13 protein-coding genes are annotated in these 13,713 nt (G+C 72.0%); 5 read left to right on the forward strand and 8 right to left on the reverse strand.

Translation table 11 applies throughout. From position 1 onward, the window contains the following. Window positions 1-35: 35 nt before the first annotated feature. Window positions 36-1,373: a PhoH family protein gene (locus CFP66_RS04985; protein WP_233159143.1), complete on the reverse strand. Its 1,338-nt coding sequence runs from the start codon at window positions 1,371-1,373 to the stop codon at window positions 36-38. An 835-nt stretch (window positions 1,374-2,208) separates the two neighbouring features. On the opposite strand from CFP66_RS04985, the gene CFP66_RS04990 reads away from it, so the two are divergent. Next, entirely contained in the window at window positions 2,209-2,625 is a 417-nt protein-coding gene (locus tag CFP66_RS04990) for a hypothetical protein (protein ID WP_094920669.1), read from the forward strand. 70 nt (window positions 2,626-2,695) lie between these two features. Here the strand turns inward: CFP66_RS04990 and CFP66_RS04995 are convergent, their stop codons facing one another. Continuing rightward, complete coding sequence (locus tag CFP66_RS04995; RefSeq protein ID WP_233159144.1) at window positions 2,696-3,466, reverse strand: isoprenyl transferase; 771 nt, start codon at window positions 3,464-3,466, stop codon at window positions 2,696-2,698. Between the two features lie 157 nt (window positions 3,467-3,623). Here CFP66_RS04995 and CFP66_RS05000 point away from each other — a divergent pair, with 157 nt between their 5' ends. Both CFP66_RS05000 and CFP66_RS05005 read left to right on the forward strand, forming a co-directional pair. Continuing rightward, a complete protein-coding gene (locus tag CFP66_RS05000) occupies window positions 3,624-4,247 on the forward strand; it encodes a hemolysin III family protein (RefSeq protein WP_094921564.1) in 624 nt (207 codons plus the stop codon). Window positions 4,248-4,294: 47 nt separating this feature from the next. After that, the gene (locus CFP66_RS05005) at window positions 4,295-4,732 is read left to right on the forward strand and encodes a PPOX class F420-dependent oxidoreductase (RefSeq protein ID WP_094920670.1); all 438 of its coding nucleotides are present in this window, start codon (window positions 4,295-4,297) and stop codon (window positions 4,730-4,732) included. 115 nt (window positions 4,733-4,847) lie between these two features. Here CFP66_RS05005 and CFP66_RS05010 read toward each other — a convergent pair whose 3' ends face one another. The 4 genes from CFP66_RS05010 to mca all read right to left on the reverse strand — a co-directional run bounded on the left by CFP66_RS05010 (window position 4,848) and on the right by mca (window position 9,474). Next, window positions 4,848-5,447, reverse strand: a complete 600-nt coding sequence (locus CFP66_RS05010; RefSeq protein WP_094921566.1) for a hypothetical protein — start codon at window positions 5,445-5,447, stop codon at window positions 4,848-4,850. A 786-nt stretch (window positions 5,448-6,233) separates the two neighbouring features. After that, a complete protein-coding gene (locus tag CFP66_RS05020) occupies window positions 6,234-8,252 on the reverse strand; it encodes a thioredoxin domain-containing protein (protein WP_094920673.1) in 2,019 nt (672 codons plus the stop codon). Window positions 8,253-8,264: 12 nt separating this feature from the next. Then, on the reverse strand, window positions 8,265-8,537 hold the full coding sequence (locus CFP66_RS05025) for a hypothetical protein (protein ID WP_094920675.1): 273 nt from the start codon (window positions 8,535-8,537) through the stop codon (window positions 8,265-8,267). Window positions 8,538-8,559: 22 nt separating this feature from the next. Next, window positions 8,560-9,474: a mycothiol conjugate amidase Mca gene (gene mca, locus CFP66_RS05030; RefSeq protein WP_094920677.1), complete on the reverse strand. Its 915-nt coding sequence runs from the start codon at window positions 9,472-9,474 to the stop codon at window positions 8,560-8,562. Between the two features lie 530 nt (window positions 9,475-10,004). Between mca and greA the strand changes: the two genes are divergently transcribed. After that, window positions 10,005-10,499: a transcription elongation factor GreA gene (gene greA, locus CFP66_RS05035; RefSeq protein WP_094920678.1), complete on the forward strand. Its 495-nt coding sequence runs from the start codon at window positions 10,005-10,007 to the stop codon at window positions 10,497-10,499. A 388-nt stretch (window positions 10,500-10,887) separates the two neighbouring features. On the opposite strand, the gene ilvA is transcribed toward greA, so the two are convergent. After that, window positions 10,888-12,111 (reverse strand): threonine ammonia-lyase, encoded by a 1,224-nt coding sequence (gene ilvA / locus CFP66_RS05040; protein WP_369804956.1) that lies wholly within the window; start codon window positions 12,109-12,111, stop codon window positions 10,888-10,890. A gap of 120 nt (window positions 12,112-12,231) precedes the next feature. Here ilvA and CFP66_RS05045 point away from each other — a divergent pair, with 120 nt between their 5' ends. Further along, the gene (locus CFP66_RS05045) at window positions 12,232-12,459 is read left to right on the forward strand and encodes a hypothetical protein (RefSeq protein ID WP_094920680.1); all 228 of its coding nucleotides are present in this window, start codon (window positions 12,232-12,234) and stop codon (window positions 12,457-12,459) included. A gap of 30 nt (window positions 12,460-12,489) precedes the next feature. Here CFP66_RS05045 and CFP66_RS05050 read toward each other — a convergent pair whose 3' ends face one another. After that, entirely contained in the window at window positions 12,490-13,638 is a 1,149-nt protein-coding gene (locus CFP66_RS05050) for a cystathionine gamma-synthase (protein ID WP_094920681.1), read from the reverse strand. Between the last annotated feature and the right edge of the window lie 75 nt (window positions 13,639-13,713).

Here is a 13,713-nt window from a genome sequence, read left to right on the forward strand (position 1 = left end):
GGCCAGCAACGAGAGTGCCGTTCGTTCGTCGCGGGTCAGGCGGTGGGACCCTCCAGCATCTCCGTCACCAGGGCCGCGATCGGGCTGCGTTCGCTCCTCGTCAGTGTCACGTGGGCGAACAGCGGGTGGCCCTTCAGCTTCTCGATCACCGCGGCGATGCCGTCGTGCCGGCCGACACGCAGGTTGTCGCGCTGCGCGACGTCGTGCGTGAGCACCACGCGCGAGGCCGTGCCGAGCCGTGAGAGCACGGTGAGCAGCACGTTGCGCTCCAGCGACTGCGCCTCGTCCACGATCACGAATGCGTCGTGCAGCGAGCGCCCACGGATGTGGGTGAGCGGCAGCACCTCCAGCATGCCCCGAGCGATGACCTCCTCCAGCACGGTCTCGCTCACCAGCGCGCCGAGCGTGTCGAAGACGGCCTGCGCCCAGGGCGCCATCTTCTCGCTCTCGCTGCCGGGCAGGTACCCGAGCTCCTGCCCGCCGACGGCGTAGAGCGGGCGGAACACCACGACCTTGCGGTGCTGCTGGCGCTCCATCACCGCCTCGAGCCCGGCACACAGCGCGAGCGCCGACTTGCCCGTGCCGGCCCGTCCGCCCAGCGAGACGATGCCGACCTCCGGGTCGAGGAGCAGATCCAGCGCCACGCGCTGTTCCGCGGAACGCCCGTGCAGGCCGAACGCCTCGCGGTCGCCGCGGATCAACCGCACCCGCTTGTCCGCCGTGACCCGCCCGAGCGCCGCCGAGCTGCCTCCGATCAACCGCAACCCGGTGTTCGCCGGGAGCTCGCGCGCAGTGTCGTGGTCGATCACCCCGTCCCGGAAGAGCGCGTCGACGTCCTCGCTCCCGACGTCCAGGTCCGCCATCCCGGTCCAGCCCGACGGCACCACGTCCAGGGCGTGGTACTCGTCTGCCTGCAACCCGACGGCGGCGGCCTTCACCCGCAGCGGCATGTCCTTGCTGACCAGCACGACATCACCCCGGCCGTCCAGCTTGCGCTCGGCGGCCAGGTTGAGGGCACAGGCCAGGATGCGGCTGTCGTTCGCATCGGTGCGGAATCCTGCGGGCAGCACCTCCGGATCGGAGTGGTTCAACTCGACGTGCAGGGTTCCGCCGGCGGTGCCGATCGGCACCGGCGCATCCAGGCGGCCGTGTTCGATGCGCAGCTCGTCGAGCATGCGCAGCGCCGTGCGGGCGAACCACCCCAGCTCGGAGTGGTGCCGCTTGCCCTCGAGTTCGGAGATCACCACGAGCGGCAGGACGACCTCGTGCTCGTCGAACCGGGTCAATGACCACGGGTCGGAGAGCAGTACCGAGGTGTCGAGCACGTAGCAGCGGGTGGTGGGCGAAGCGGGGGCGGTACGACGGTCGGTCACGGAAGCTCCTCGCTAGCGCTCGCCGCGTCCGCGAACCCGAGCACCAACTGGCGACCTCGGGTGAGCGGGCGACGATTGCTCCCAGGTGGGCGCGGCACCGCGCCCACGTCACCGGTGGGCCGGCCGACCCTGACCCGGGCGCCTGCGACGACCTGGAACTCGCCGCCGACCACGCCCGCGAGGGCCGGGTGCCGGCCCCCTCGGGTGCAAGTGACACCACGACCAGGGCCTCCCGGGCGGTCCGCATCGGGTACGGGCCGCCGATGAGAACGCTACCGGCGGTCACCCGGGTGCGGTCAACAGCAACACCGCCTCAGTTGGTCCTCATCACCTCAGAATTAACAGAACGGCCTACCGTTCATCGTCTGATCGACACCGTCTGTCGCGGTCTCCGTGGGTGAGCCCGGCCCACTCGCCCTCGTTCGGCCGCTCGGCGCGGGAGATCGTCGTGGCCGTCCCGATCCCACGAGGTGCGGGCGCCCTCGTCGTCACGGCTCGCCGACAGGCAGTTCACGAACCAGCCGCAATCAGGACACGAGACGGCCAAACACGCAGCGTCTCGAGCAAAAAGGATACGCGCGCAACCGGGTGATTCGCACTCACAGAACGTGGCGAACGTGGCGCCGAGACCGGCGCGGAGCTGCGTGGAGCACCCCCGAAAGAGGGCGTATCTAAACGTAGAGTATTCGATTCACACGATAGTGGTAGTCGGTTTGTTCCGGCGCTGGTCGGCCCGCTACCTTTTCCTCAGTCAGCGAGGGCTCCCCGGTCATAAACGCTGACTCTGAATGGGATCGGCTCCGGTCGACTCCGGACACTCAACAGGAGATGAACTGTGCTGAAGAAGGCTGGAATTGTCGTGGCTGCGGCCGCTGCCGGTCTGCTCGCGGTGAGCCCGCTCGCCTTCGCTGGCGACAAGGATGACCACGACGGTCACCACGGGCACCACGGGCACGACAAGACCAACGTCGAGGACGTCAACGGCGTTGACAACTCGAGCGAGGGCCTGATCAACGTGGGCGGCAACAACATCGCCGTTCCGGTCAACGTCTGCGACAACCAGGTGCCGGTGAACGTCCTGGGTGTCCAGGTGCCGCTCAACGACACCGACATCATCGCCGACCTGTCGGGCGCGCTGGGCCTGGGTCTGCTGGGTGACGCGGAGGCCGAGACCGAGGACGGCGACAACACCCTCGACGACTCCTGCAAGGCCGCCGCCGAGTCGGGCGACGAGACCGAGATCGACGACTGATCTCAGGATTCGTTCGCGGAACGGCGCCGGGCCCTCGGGTCCGGCGCCGTTTCCGTGTGCGCGGAGAAGATCAGGAGCCGAACCGTCGATGTCGGGTCGCGTAGTCGCGCATGGCACGCAGGAAATCGACGCGGCGGAACTCGGGCCAGTAGGCCTCGCAGAACCAGAACTCCGAGTGCGCCGACTGCCAGAGCAGGAACCCCGACAGTCGCTGCTCACCGGACGTGCGGATGACCAGGTCCGGGTCGGGCTGGCCGGACGTGTACAGGTGCGCGGCGATGTGGTCGACATCGAGCACCTCGGCGAGCTCTTCGATCGTGGTGCCCGTCTCGGCGTGTTGCAGCAGCAGCTTGCGCACGGCGTCGGCGATCTCCTGGCGGCCGCCGTAGCCGACCGCCACGTTGAGCTCGACCCCGGAACGCTCACGGGTGCGGGCCGCCGCCGCCGAGAGCCGGTCCGCCATGTCGCCGGGCAGCATCTCGAGGGCGCCCACCACGCGCAGCCGGCACCGACCGGCGGGCCCGCTCAGCTCGTCCACCACATCCGTGATGATCTTCAGGAGCGGTTCGAGCTCCTCCGACGGGCGCTTGAGGTTGTCGGTGGAGAGCAACCAGAGCGTCACGACCTCGACGCGCGCCTCCTCGCACCACGCCAGGAAGTCGGCGATCTTGGCGGCGCCCGCGCGGTGACCGTCGTTGACGTCGACGAAGCCGGCGTCACGTGCCCACCGGCGGTTGCCGTCGAGCATCACCGCGACGTGCTTCGGGCGCGCCGGAGCGCGACGCAGCTCCCGGCTCAGCTTGCGCTCGTACAGCGAATACAGCAGGTCGCGGACGCCCACGGCCGGACAGCGTACGCCGCAGCGTCCGGCCGTTGCAGGCGAGCAGGTGCGTTCACGCACACGACACCTCGCGACCGCCGCCTTGCCGTAATCTGGAGGGGTGACCGCCGAGACCCGTGATTCCCGCCAGCACGGCGGACCGCTGGTCAAACCGCGTATGCGCGGGTGGCTGCACTTCTGGTCGTTCGCAGTGTCGATCGCGGCCGGCGCCACCCTGATCGCGGTGTCGGCCGCGCTCGTCGGTGGAGCGGCGGCCCTGGCCACGTCCGTCTACAGCGTCACGATCCTGGGGCTGTTCGGCACCAGCGCGCTCTACCACCGGCACACCTGGCGCACCCCCCGCAGCCGCACGGTGATGCGCAGGCTCGACCACTCGATGATCTTCCTGTTCATCGCGGGCACCTACACGCCGATCGCGGCGCTCGCCATGGACGCCGCCACCGCGCGCACGGTCCTCACCGTTGTCTGGATCGGTGCAGCCGCCGGCGTCGTCCTGAAGACGCTGTGGCCGCACGCGCCGGCGTGGGTGGGCGTGCCGATCTACATCGCGCTCGGTTGGCTGGCGGTCTTCGTCATCCCCGCGATGCTCGCGGGCGGCGGCGTCGCCGCTCTGGTGCTGGTGCTCGTCGGCGGCCTGATCTACACGGTGGGTGCGGTCTTCTACGCCACCCGGTGGCCGAATCCGTGGCCCGCCACGTTCGGGTTCCACGAGTTCTTCCACGCCGCCACGGTGGTCGCCGCCATCTGCCACCACGTGGCGATCTGGCTCCTCCTGTTCTGACGGGCAGCCCGCGGAATGCGCCCGGTTCCGCGGCGGTTGCCCGGGACATGACGACCAGCGCCACGGAGTTCGACCCGCACGCCCTGCTCGCCGAGGCCAGGCTCGGTGTGCTCGCCACGCTCCGGTCGGACGGCCGGCCGCAGCTCTCCCCCGTCACGCCGTACTACGACCGGGACGCCGGCGTCATCTACGTCTCGATGACCGAGGGGCGGGCGAAGACGGTGAACCTGCGACGGGACCCGCGCGCCGCGATCGAAGTGACCAGTGCGGACGGCTGGGCCTGGGCCACCGCCGACGGCACCGCCGAGCTGACGGGCCCGGGCACCGACCCGCACGGGCCCGAGGTGGAGGCGCTCGTCGGCTACTACCGCTCCGCCTCGGGCGAGCACCCGAACTGGGACGAGTACCGCAACGTCATGGTCTCCGACCGACGCGTGCTGATGGCGTTGCGGGTCGAGCGGGTCTACGGGCAGAAGATCCGCTGAGCGACGCTTGCGGAGCGAACAGACAACGCTGAGCGACGCTTGCGGAGCGAACAGACAACGCTGAGCGACGCTTGCGGAGCGAACGAACAACGCTGAGTCCTGCCCGTGGACCGGGTCACTGGTCGGGGTCGCCGGTCGGGCCCTTCGCCCGGAGCTCGTCGACCCGGGCCATGGCCTCGCGCAGCTCGCCGAGCCACTCGTCGGCGTGCTGTCCGACCAGGCGGACGGCCCAGGCCAGCGCGTCGGAACGCGAGCGGGCCACACCGGAATCGACCAGCGTGTCGAGCACGATGCGCTCGGGCTGACGCAGCCGCGTCATCACCGGGACCGACGCCACCGTGAACAGCTCGACGGTGTCGCCGATACGTGCGCCCCACGCCACCTTGCGCTGGTAGCGGTGCTCGGCCTGGCGCGCGATCTCGATGCGCTCCTCGCGCGTGCTCTCCCGGAACCGGGAGATGCGCCCGGCCACCGCGGCCGCACGGTCGGCGCGGCCCGTCTCGGTGTCCGGGAACTCGCCCTCCACCGGCGGCAGCTCGCCGACGATGAGGATCTCCTCGCGGTCGACCGTGACCTCCGGCGCGCCCGTGAACCACTCGTCGGGCAACCGGCCCTGCAGCCATGCCGCGGCGTCGTCGGCCCCGGGCAGGTCGGCCTGCTGCCAACCACCCCGGCCCGGTCCGCGCCCTCGGCCACCTGGCCACCCGCGATGCATCCGTCCGGACATCATCCCGCACCTCCCGCTGAGTTGGTAATTACGAGATTACACCGCAAACACCACCGCTCGCCGTTCTCGCTGAGCGAACATCCCTCCCACCCCCGCGAGTCGCGCTCCACCCCCCGCGAGTCGGGCGCTCACCCCCGCAAGCCGCGGCCCCACCCCCGCGAGTCGGGCGCTCACCCTCGCGAGTCGGGCGCTCACCCCCGCGAGCCGCGACCCCAACCCCGCGAGTCGGGCGCTCACCCTCGCGAGTCGGGCGCTCACCCTCGCGAGTCGGGCGCTCACCCCCGCGAGCCGCGGCACCCCCGCAAGTCGCGCGCCCACCCCCGCAAGTCGCGACCCCACCCCCACAAGTCGCGGTCCGTGCGCGGGCACTCGCTCCCGTTGCGCGTGTCACGGCTCCCGACACTCGTCCTCACCGCTCCCCGGCCGCCACTCCCAGCCTCGCAACGCCCGCACAGGAACGGCGCGTGTCGCTCACTCGCGTCGTTGCCCTGCGACTCGCACACCCGTAGCCGAGTTCGCGCGCCGGACACCACGACCCGCGGCTGTGGAGGCCCGACTCGCGGGCGTGGCACTCCAACTCGCGGGGGCCCAGGACCAACTCGCGGGCGTGGAGGCCCGACTCGCGGGTGAGGCACCCCAACTCGCGGGCGTAGCGGCCCGACTCGCGGGTGTAGCGGCCCGACTCGCGGGTGAGGCACCCCGACTCGCGGGCGTAGCGGCCCGACTCGCGCGGGTGCGGAGGCACGACTCGCGGGATGGGGGAGGGCGTCGGGGTCAGGGTTGGAGGAGCAGGCTTGCGGTCAGTTCTTCGGGCGTGCCCGCCGGACGGTCGCAGACGAATCCGCGGCAGACGTAGGCGGCGGCCGCTTCCTGGACGAGGGGGCGGTCGGCGAGCAACGGGACACCGGGGGTGTCGGGGTGGCCTGCCACGATCACCGTGCCCCCGGGGGCGAGTCGACGCGTATGGGCCAGCAGTGCCTCGCGCGCCGGATCGCCCTCCTCGCCCACCACGGCGACCTGTAGGGGCCCGCGCGCCATCGCCGCGGCCGCGGTGAGCCAGTGGCCTGCGAAGCGGGGGTGCTTCTCGGCGAGGAAGCCCGCGGAACGCACGGCGGCCTCCGCCGCGTCGCGGTACCGGGACGGCTCGTCCACCAGTGCTGATGCCGTGACCAGCGCCGAGGCGAGCGCGGACGCTCCGCAGGGCGTGGCGTTGTCGGTGAACTCCCGCGGCCGGTGCAGCAGGGCCTCGGCGTCGTCGGCGGTGTCGAAGAACGATCCCGGGCGCTCGGGGTCGGCGAACCGGTCGAGTGCGAGGTCGAGCAGGCCGGTAGCGGCCGTCAGCCAGCGTGGCTCACCGGTGGCCTGGTGCAGCGCGAGGAGCCCGTCGGCGAGGCAGGCGTGGTCCTCCAGCACCCCCGCGGCGGCGCCCACGACTCCGTTGCGCGACGAGCGGCGCAGCCGCCCGTCCACGACGTGGCGTTCCAGCAGGAGTTCCGCAGCGCGTGCCGCGGCCGTGACCCACTCCGGCCGGCCCAGAGCAGCACCACCTTCGGCGAGGGCGAGGATCGCCAGCCCGTTCCAGGCCGTGACCACCTTGTCGTCGCGGGCCGGCTGGGGCCGGGCGTCCCGGGCGGCGAGCAGCGCGACGCGCACCCGCGCCCACCGCTGCGCGTCGTCGGGATCGGTGAGCAGTTGCAGCGTGGACGTGCCGTGCTCGAACGTGCCGGCATCGGTGACCGTCAGCAGGGACGCGGCCCACCGCCCGTCCTCGTCGCCGAGCACCTCGCGCAGTTGCTGCGGCGTCCACGCGTAGGTCAGGCCTTCGACGCCCTCTGTGTCGGCGTCGAGGGCGGACGCGAAGCCACCCTCGGCCGTGCGCAGGTCGCGCAGCAGGAACCCTGCGGTCTCGTCTGCCACGCGCCGCGCGAGCGGGTCCTCCGACACCCGCGCCAGGTGGGCGTAGACACGCAGCAGCAGCGCGTTGTCATAGAGCATCTTCTCGAAGTGCGGAACCACCCATGCCGCGTCGACGCTGTAGCGGGCGAACCCGCCGGCGAGCTGGTCGTACATCCCTCCCCGGGCCATGCGCTCGCAGGTGAGCGCCACCGTGGGCGGGACCTCGTCGCTGCCGGCCCGCTCGTGATGACGCAGCAGGAACTCGAGCACCATCGACGGCGGGAACTTCGGCGCATCCCCGAACCCGCCCGACTGCGCGTCGAACTGCTCACCCAACGTGACGACCGCGAGATCCAACGCGCTCGCGTCGATCCCCGATGCGGGCAGCACGGCGGCGGCGTTGTCGGCCAGCCGAGCCGCGATCTCGCCGGCCGCGCCGCGCACCCGCGCGCCGTCGTCGCGCCACGCCGTGGTGACGGCGTCGAGGAGCTGGCGGAACGCGGGCATGCCGTGCCGGGGCGCGGGCGGGTAGTACGTACCGCAGTGGAACGGCTCACCCGCGGGCGTGAGGAAGCAGGTCATCGGCCACCCGCCCTGCCCGGTCATGGCCTGTGTGGCGGCCATGTAGACGGCATCGATGTCCGGCCGCTCCTCGCGGTCCACCTTGATCGCCACGAACCCGGCGTTGACCTGCTGCGCCGTCTCCGGATCCTCGAACGACTCGTGTGCCATGACGTGGCACCAGTGGCAGGCGGCGTACCCGACGGACAGCAACACCGGCACATCACGCCGGGCCGCATCGGTGAACGCCTCTTCCGACCACTCCCACCACTCGATGGGGTTGTCGGCGTGCTGGAGGAGGTACGGGCTGGTGGCCGCGGCGAGCCGGTTCGGCATGCCGCCACCCTCTCAGTCCCGGCCGCCTCCGGCATCCGCGGCGTCGCCGCCCGTGCCGGGCTCGCCCGAACGCTCGAAGGAACTCGGCAAGCGGCGGATGCGCTTGCTCATCGAGCGGATCAGCACGATCGTGGCCAGCGCCAGCACGATGATGACGACCAACGCGACCGGCGAGGCCTTCCCGAACTCCTCGCCCTGCCCCGGCGGCGGCTCCGGGTTCTGCACGGGCACCGACACGACGGCGTGCGCCACCGGCACGGGCGCGGGTACGACCAGCAGGTTCACCCCCGAAACGGTACGCGCTCCCTCACACGGCCGGCCGGACGGCCACGTGCGCGCCGATCCCGGCGAACAGGTCGTCCTCGGGGGTCGGGGAGTCGACGAGGCTGCGCACGAGCTCGTAGTCCTCCGTGGGCCAGATCTCGCGCTGGATCTCCAGCGGCACGAAGAACCACCGGCTCGTGGGGTCGATCTGCGTCTCGTGGGCCAGCAGGGCGCGGTCGCGGGTCTCGAACCACTCGCCGCACTCCACCCGCGTGGTGACGCGCTCGCCCGGATCCCGACGGTCGGCCGGCCAGTTCTCCAGCCATTCGGCGTAGGGCGACTCCAGCCCACGCGCCAGCAGCGCCTCGTGGAAGGCGGCCATCCGGCCCTTGGAGAAGCCGTGGGAGTAGTACAGCTTCAACGGCTGCCAGGGCTCACCGATGGAGGGGAAGCGGTCCGGGTCGCCCGCGGCGTCGAACGCGGCCATCGAGATCTCGTGGCAACGGATGTGGTCGGGGTGGGGGTAGCCACCGTTCTCGTCGTAGGTGACGACGACGTGCGGGCGGAACTCGCGCATCAGCGCCACCAGCGGCTCGGTGGCGACCTCGAGGTCGACCAGGGCGAAACAGCCCTCGGGCAGCGGCGGCTTCGGGTCGCCCTCGGGCAGCCCGGAATCGACGAAGCCCAGCCAGCGGTGCTCCACCCCGAGGATCTCCGCCGCTCGGGCCATCTCGGCACGCCGGACGGCGGTCATGTCGGCCAGCACCTCGGGGCGGTCCATCGCCGGGTTGAGGATGCTGCCGGCCTCCCCGCCCGTGCAGGTCACGACCATGACCTCGTGGCCCTCTGCGACGTAGCGCGCCGTGGTGGCTGCGCCCTTGCTGGACTCGTCGTCGGGGTGCGCGTGCACCGTCATGAGCCGCAGCGGGCCTGCGCTGTTCGGATCGATCGAGGACATGGGATCGGCCGCGGTCCTTCCAGGAAGGCCCCCCGCGCGGGGGCAGGTATCGCGTGGGCGTGCCAGGTGCTGCCGATCGTGGCAGACCGGCCCGACAGTCCCTGCAACGCGCCACGACCCCGGCAACTTCCCCGACCGATGTGACGTACCGCAACCGCCTGGCGCGCGCCCCGGACGGGGAATCGGCGCGAGTGGCGCACCGTTCGCACGGACTGCTCGACATCACTACAATGGGCGCCCGGTGCACCGCCCGAACGGCGTAGCACAGTGGTGATACCGGTGCATGCGTAGACCGCTGACCAGCACCGATGTGGTGAGGGGAACTTCTTTCCGCGACGGACCGTTCGTCGAAAGGCTGCGACGAGCGGCAGGTCCCCGTGTTATTGTGAAGCGCACACGGCCCGCAGGCGGGTCGTGTTTTTCCTTACTCGGGGCCTTGCCGCCCTCGGGAGCGGGCCGCCTCACGTGGGTGGCCGCAGCCGCGGGCGATGTGTCCGCGGCTGCATGGACCTGGACAGGCTGGAGGAGTGATGACCGTGACGGACACCCAGGCGACCTGGCTGACCCAGGATGCCTACGACCGGCTCAAGCAGGAACTCGACGAGCTGATCGCGAACCGCCCCGTCATCGCTGCCGAGATCAACGCCCGCCGCGAGGAGGGCGATCTCAAGGAGAACGGCGGGTACCACGCCGCGCGCGAGGAACAGGGCCAGCAGGAGGCCCGCATCCGGCAGCTGCAGGAGCTGCTGCGCACCGCCAAGGTCGGCGAGACGCCCACCGAATCCGACACGGCCGCACCCGGCATGGTGCTCAAGCTCCGCTACGACGGCGACGACGAGTCCGAGACCGTCCTGCTGGGCTCCCGCGAGGAGGGCAGCCGGGCCGACCTCGAGGTCGTCTCCCCCAACAGCCCGCTCGGCGCCGCGCTGCTCGGCGCCCACGCGGGCGACACCCGCGAGTACGCGCTGCCCGACGGCGGCACCATGAACGTCACGCTGGTCTCGGCGGAGCCGTTCCGCGCCTGACGCAAGGCACGAAATTGCACTGACCACACACGTTCGTCGGGTTCGATCACGCGGCGGCGTTCGCGGTCGCGGGCTGCATGATCGGTGCGAGCCGCACGTCAGCGTCCTCGCAACCTCGCTCACGTACTTCTCGCACGCCGGTGCGGCGGGGTGATCGCCAGGAGTGGTGTGAGGGCGACAGATCTGTCGCCCTCACACCACTTTCGCCGATCATGGCGCGGTCACGCCCCGGTTGCATGACCATGGAATCTCCCCGCTCGCTTCCATGATCGCCGCGACAGCACCTACGCGCCCGTCGGGCGTGCCCACGCACCCGTGCCACGGCAAGACCGGGCGAACGTTCCTGGTCACCACACCAGCATCAGCCGCCGGAGCGGAGCCGCGGCAATCAGAGGCTGTGGCCGGCGGCGCGCAACGCGTCCACCAGCTCGGTGCAGTGCTCGCGGCCGCGGGTCTCCATCGTCAACGCCACCTCCACGTCGCCGAGCGGGAGGCTGCCGGCGATGCGGGAGTGGGACACGTCGAGCACGTTGGCGCCCAGCGAGCCCACGAGGGCGAGCAGTTCGGCCAGCGCGCCCGGCCGGTCCCCCACCCGCACGTGCAGCGACAGGTAGCGGGCGGCGGCGACCATGCCGTGCTGGATGACGTGCAGCAGCACCAACGGGTCGACGTTGCCGCCCGAGAGCACCGCCACGGCGGGCGTCGCGAACCGCTGCGGGTGCTCCAGCAGGGCGGCCACGGCCGCGGCCCCGGCCGGCTCGACCAGCAGTTTGGCTCGTTCGAGGCAGTGCAGCAGGGCACGGGACAGCGCGTCCTCGTCCACCGTGAGGATCTCGTCGACCAGGGCGGCCACCTGGGGGAACGTGACGTCCCCGGGGCGGCCCACGGCGATGCCGTCGGCGATCGTGCGCATGCTGGCGAGCGCCTGCGGTGCGCCCGCGTCGAGCGAGGCGGGCCATGCGGCGGCGCCCTCGGCCTGCACACCCACGACGGCGACGTCGGGGCGCTGCGCCTTCACGGCGGCCGCGATCCCGCCCACCAGCCCGCCGCCACCGGTGCACACGAGCACGGTGCGGACGTCGGGCACCTGCTCGAGCACCTCGAGCCCCACCGTGCCCTGACCGGCGATCACGTCCGGGTGGTCGAACGGGTGCACGAACACGGCGCCCGTGCGTGCGGCGAACTCGGTGGCGGCCGTGATGCTGCCGTCGATCGTCTCGCCCACGAGGTGCACCTGCGCGCCGTAGCCGCGGGTGGCGCCGACCTTCGGGATGGCGGCCCGCTCCGGCATGAAGACGGTGGCGGCGATCCCGAGCATCTGCGCGGCGAGCGCCACGCCCTGGGCGTGGTTCCCGGCGCTGGCGGCCACCACGCCGCGCGCCCGCTGCGCCTCGTCGAGCCGCGCGAGCCGGGTGTAGGCACCGCGGATCTTGAACGAGCCGGTGCGCTGCAGGTTCTCGCACTTGAGCCACACGGGTCCGCCGCACCGCTCGGACAACGCCCGGGAGCCCGCCATCGGCGTGGCGGACACGACACCGGAGAGCAGCTCGCGCGCCGCGCGGACGTCGTCCAGCCCGACCGGGGGCACCGTGGTGGGTTCGACCGCGCTCATGCGGGCATCCTCGCATCGACGGCGGCGAGGACCGCCGTCGCGGCGCCGGCACGAGCCGCCCGGTAACCTCGGGGGGCAACACGGTGGTGCGCGTACGGGCCACCACTTCGGGGAGGTCGGATGACACGGCTGCGGGCCATGGCTCCGCTGCTCGTGGCCGCGGTGCTCACCGCGATCGCGGTGGGCACGGTGCAGAACGCGGGTTGTGACGACCCCGGCCGCTACGAGCTGGTGGCCGGTGACTACCAGCTCGTCGGCGGCTGCATCGCGCCCGGCGACATCGTCGTGCCCGAGCCGACCCCGGCGCCCGCACGGCCCGCCGACGACGCGGCGCCCGCCAAGGGCTAGTGCCCCCCGCCTCCGGTGGGGGGCACCAGGTCAGCCGGCGGCTGCCGCGAGTGCCTGGCGGAGGTCGTCGACCAGGTCCTCGACGTCCTCGATGCCCACCGAGAGGCGCACGAGGTCGTCCGGCACCTCCAGCGCCGAGCCGGCCACCGAGGCGTGCGTCATGGCGCTGGGGTGCTCGATCAGCGACTCGACGCCGCCGAGCGACTCGGCGAGGGTGAAGATCTCGGTGGCCGCGCACACCCGCAGCGCCGCCTCCCGGCCACCTGCCACGGTGAACGACACCATCCCGCCGAAGCGGCGCATCTGCTTGGCCGCCACCTCGTGGCCGGGGTGCTCGGGCAGGCCGGGGTAGTACACGCGACCGACCGAGGGGTGGCCGGCCAGCAGCTCCGCGATGCGCTCGGCGTTGTCGCTGTGGCGCTCCATCCGCACCGCGAGGGTCTTGGCCCCGCGCAGCGTCAGCCACGCGTCGAACGGGCCCGGCACCGAACCCACCGAGTTCTGGGTGAACCGCAGCGCCTCGGCCAGCGAGTCGTCGCTCGTGACGAGGGCGCCACCGACCACGTCGGAGTGCCCACCCACGTACTTGGTGGTGGAGTGCAGCACCACGTCGGCGCCGAGGGTCAGCGGCTGCTGCAGGTACGGCGAGGCGAACGTGTTGTCCACGACCAGGCGTGCGCCTGCCGTGCGCGCGACGTCGGCCACCGCGGCGATGTCGGCGATCCCCAGCAGCGGGTTGGTCGGGGTCTCGCACCAGACCGCGCGCGTGGTGGGCCGCACCGCGGCGCGCAGCGCGTCGAGGTCGGCGAGGTCCACGGGGGTGTACTCCACACCCCATTGCGTGAGGACCTTGTCCACGAGCCGGAACGTGCCGCCGTAGGCGTCGTGCGGGATCACGAGGTGGTCGCCGGGCTTGAGCAGCACCCGCAGCAGCACGTCGGACGCACCCATCCCGGAGCCGAACGCGACGGCGTGCCGCCCGCCCTCCAGCGCCGCGAGGCACTCCTGCAGCGCGGTGCGCGTGGGGTTGGCGCTGCGCGAGTACTCGTAGCCAGCCCGCAGGCCTCCGACGCCGTCCTGGGCGAACGTCGAGGAGGCGTGGATCGGCGTGATCACCGCCCCGGTGTGCGGGTCCGGCTCCTGGCCGGCGTGGATCGCATTGGTGGAGAAGCCGCGCATGCCCCAACGCTACGCGCGTGCTCCGGACCCCCGACGGGGGACGGCCCGGGGGCGAGCGCCGGTTCGCGCACGTCG

It is taken from the genome of Pseudonocardia sp. MH-G8, from assembly GCF_002262885.1.
GTDB lineage: Bacteria > Actinomycetota > Actinomycetes > Mycobacteriales > Pseudonocardiaceae > Pseudonocardia.

What these genes read in the sequence shown, in the direction of transcription:
- ilvA (WP_369804956.1), bottom strand. Translation starts at nt 12,111, where the DNA reads ATGAGCGCGGTCGAACCCACCACGGTGCCCCCGGTCGGGCTGGACGAC.
- mca (WP_094920677.1), bottom strand. Translation starts at nt 9,474, where the DNA reads ATGTCCTCGATCGATCCGAACAGCGCAGGCCCGCTGCGGCTCATGACG.
- CFP66_RS05020 (WP_094920673.1), bottom strand. Translation starts at nt 8,252, where the DNA reads ATGCCGAACCGGCTCGCCGCGGCCACCAGCCCGTACCTCCTCCAGCAC.
- CFP66_RS05010 (WP_094921566.1), bottom strand. Translation starts at nt 5,447, where the DNA reads ATGCATCGCGGGTGGCCAGGTGGCCGAGGGCGCGGACCGGGCCGGGGT.
- CFP66_RS05005 (WP_094920670.1), top strand. Translation starts at nt 4,295, where the DNA reads ATGACGACCAGCGCCACGGAGTTCGACCCGCACGCCCTGCTCGCCGAG.
- CFP66_RS05050 (WP_094920681.1), bottom strand. Translation starts at nt 13,638, where the DNA reads ATGCGCGGCTTCTCCACCAATGCGATCCACGCCGGCCAGGAGCCGGAC.
- CFP66_RS05045 (WP_094920680.1), top strand. Translation starts at nt 12,232, where the DNA reads ATGACACGGCTGCGGGCCATGGCTCCGCTGCTCGTGGCCGCGGTGCTC.
- CFP66_RS05000 (WP_094921564.1), top strand. Translation starts at nt 3,624, where the DNA reads ATGCGCGGGTGGCTGCACTTCTGGTCGTTCGCAGTGTCGATCGCGGCC.
- greA (WP_094920678.1), top strand. Translation starts at nt 10,005, where the DNA reads ATGACCGTGACGGACACCCAGGCGACCTGGCTGACCCAGGATGCCTAC.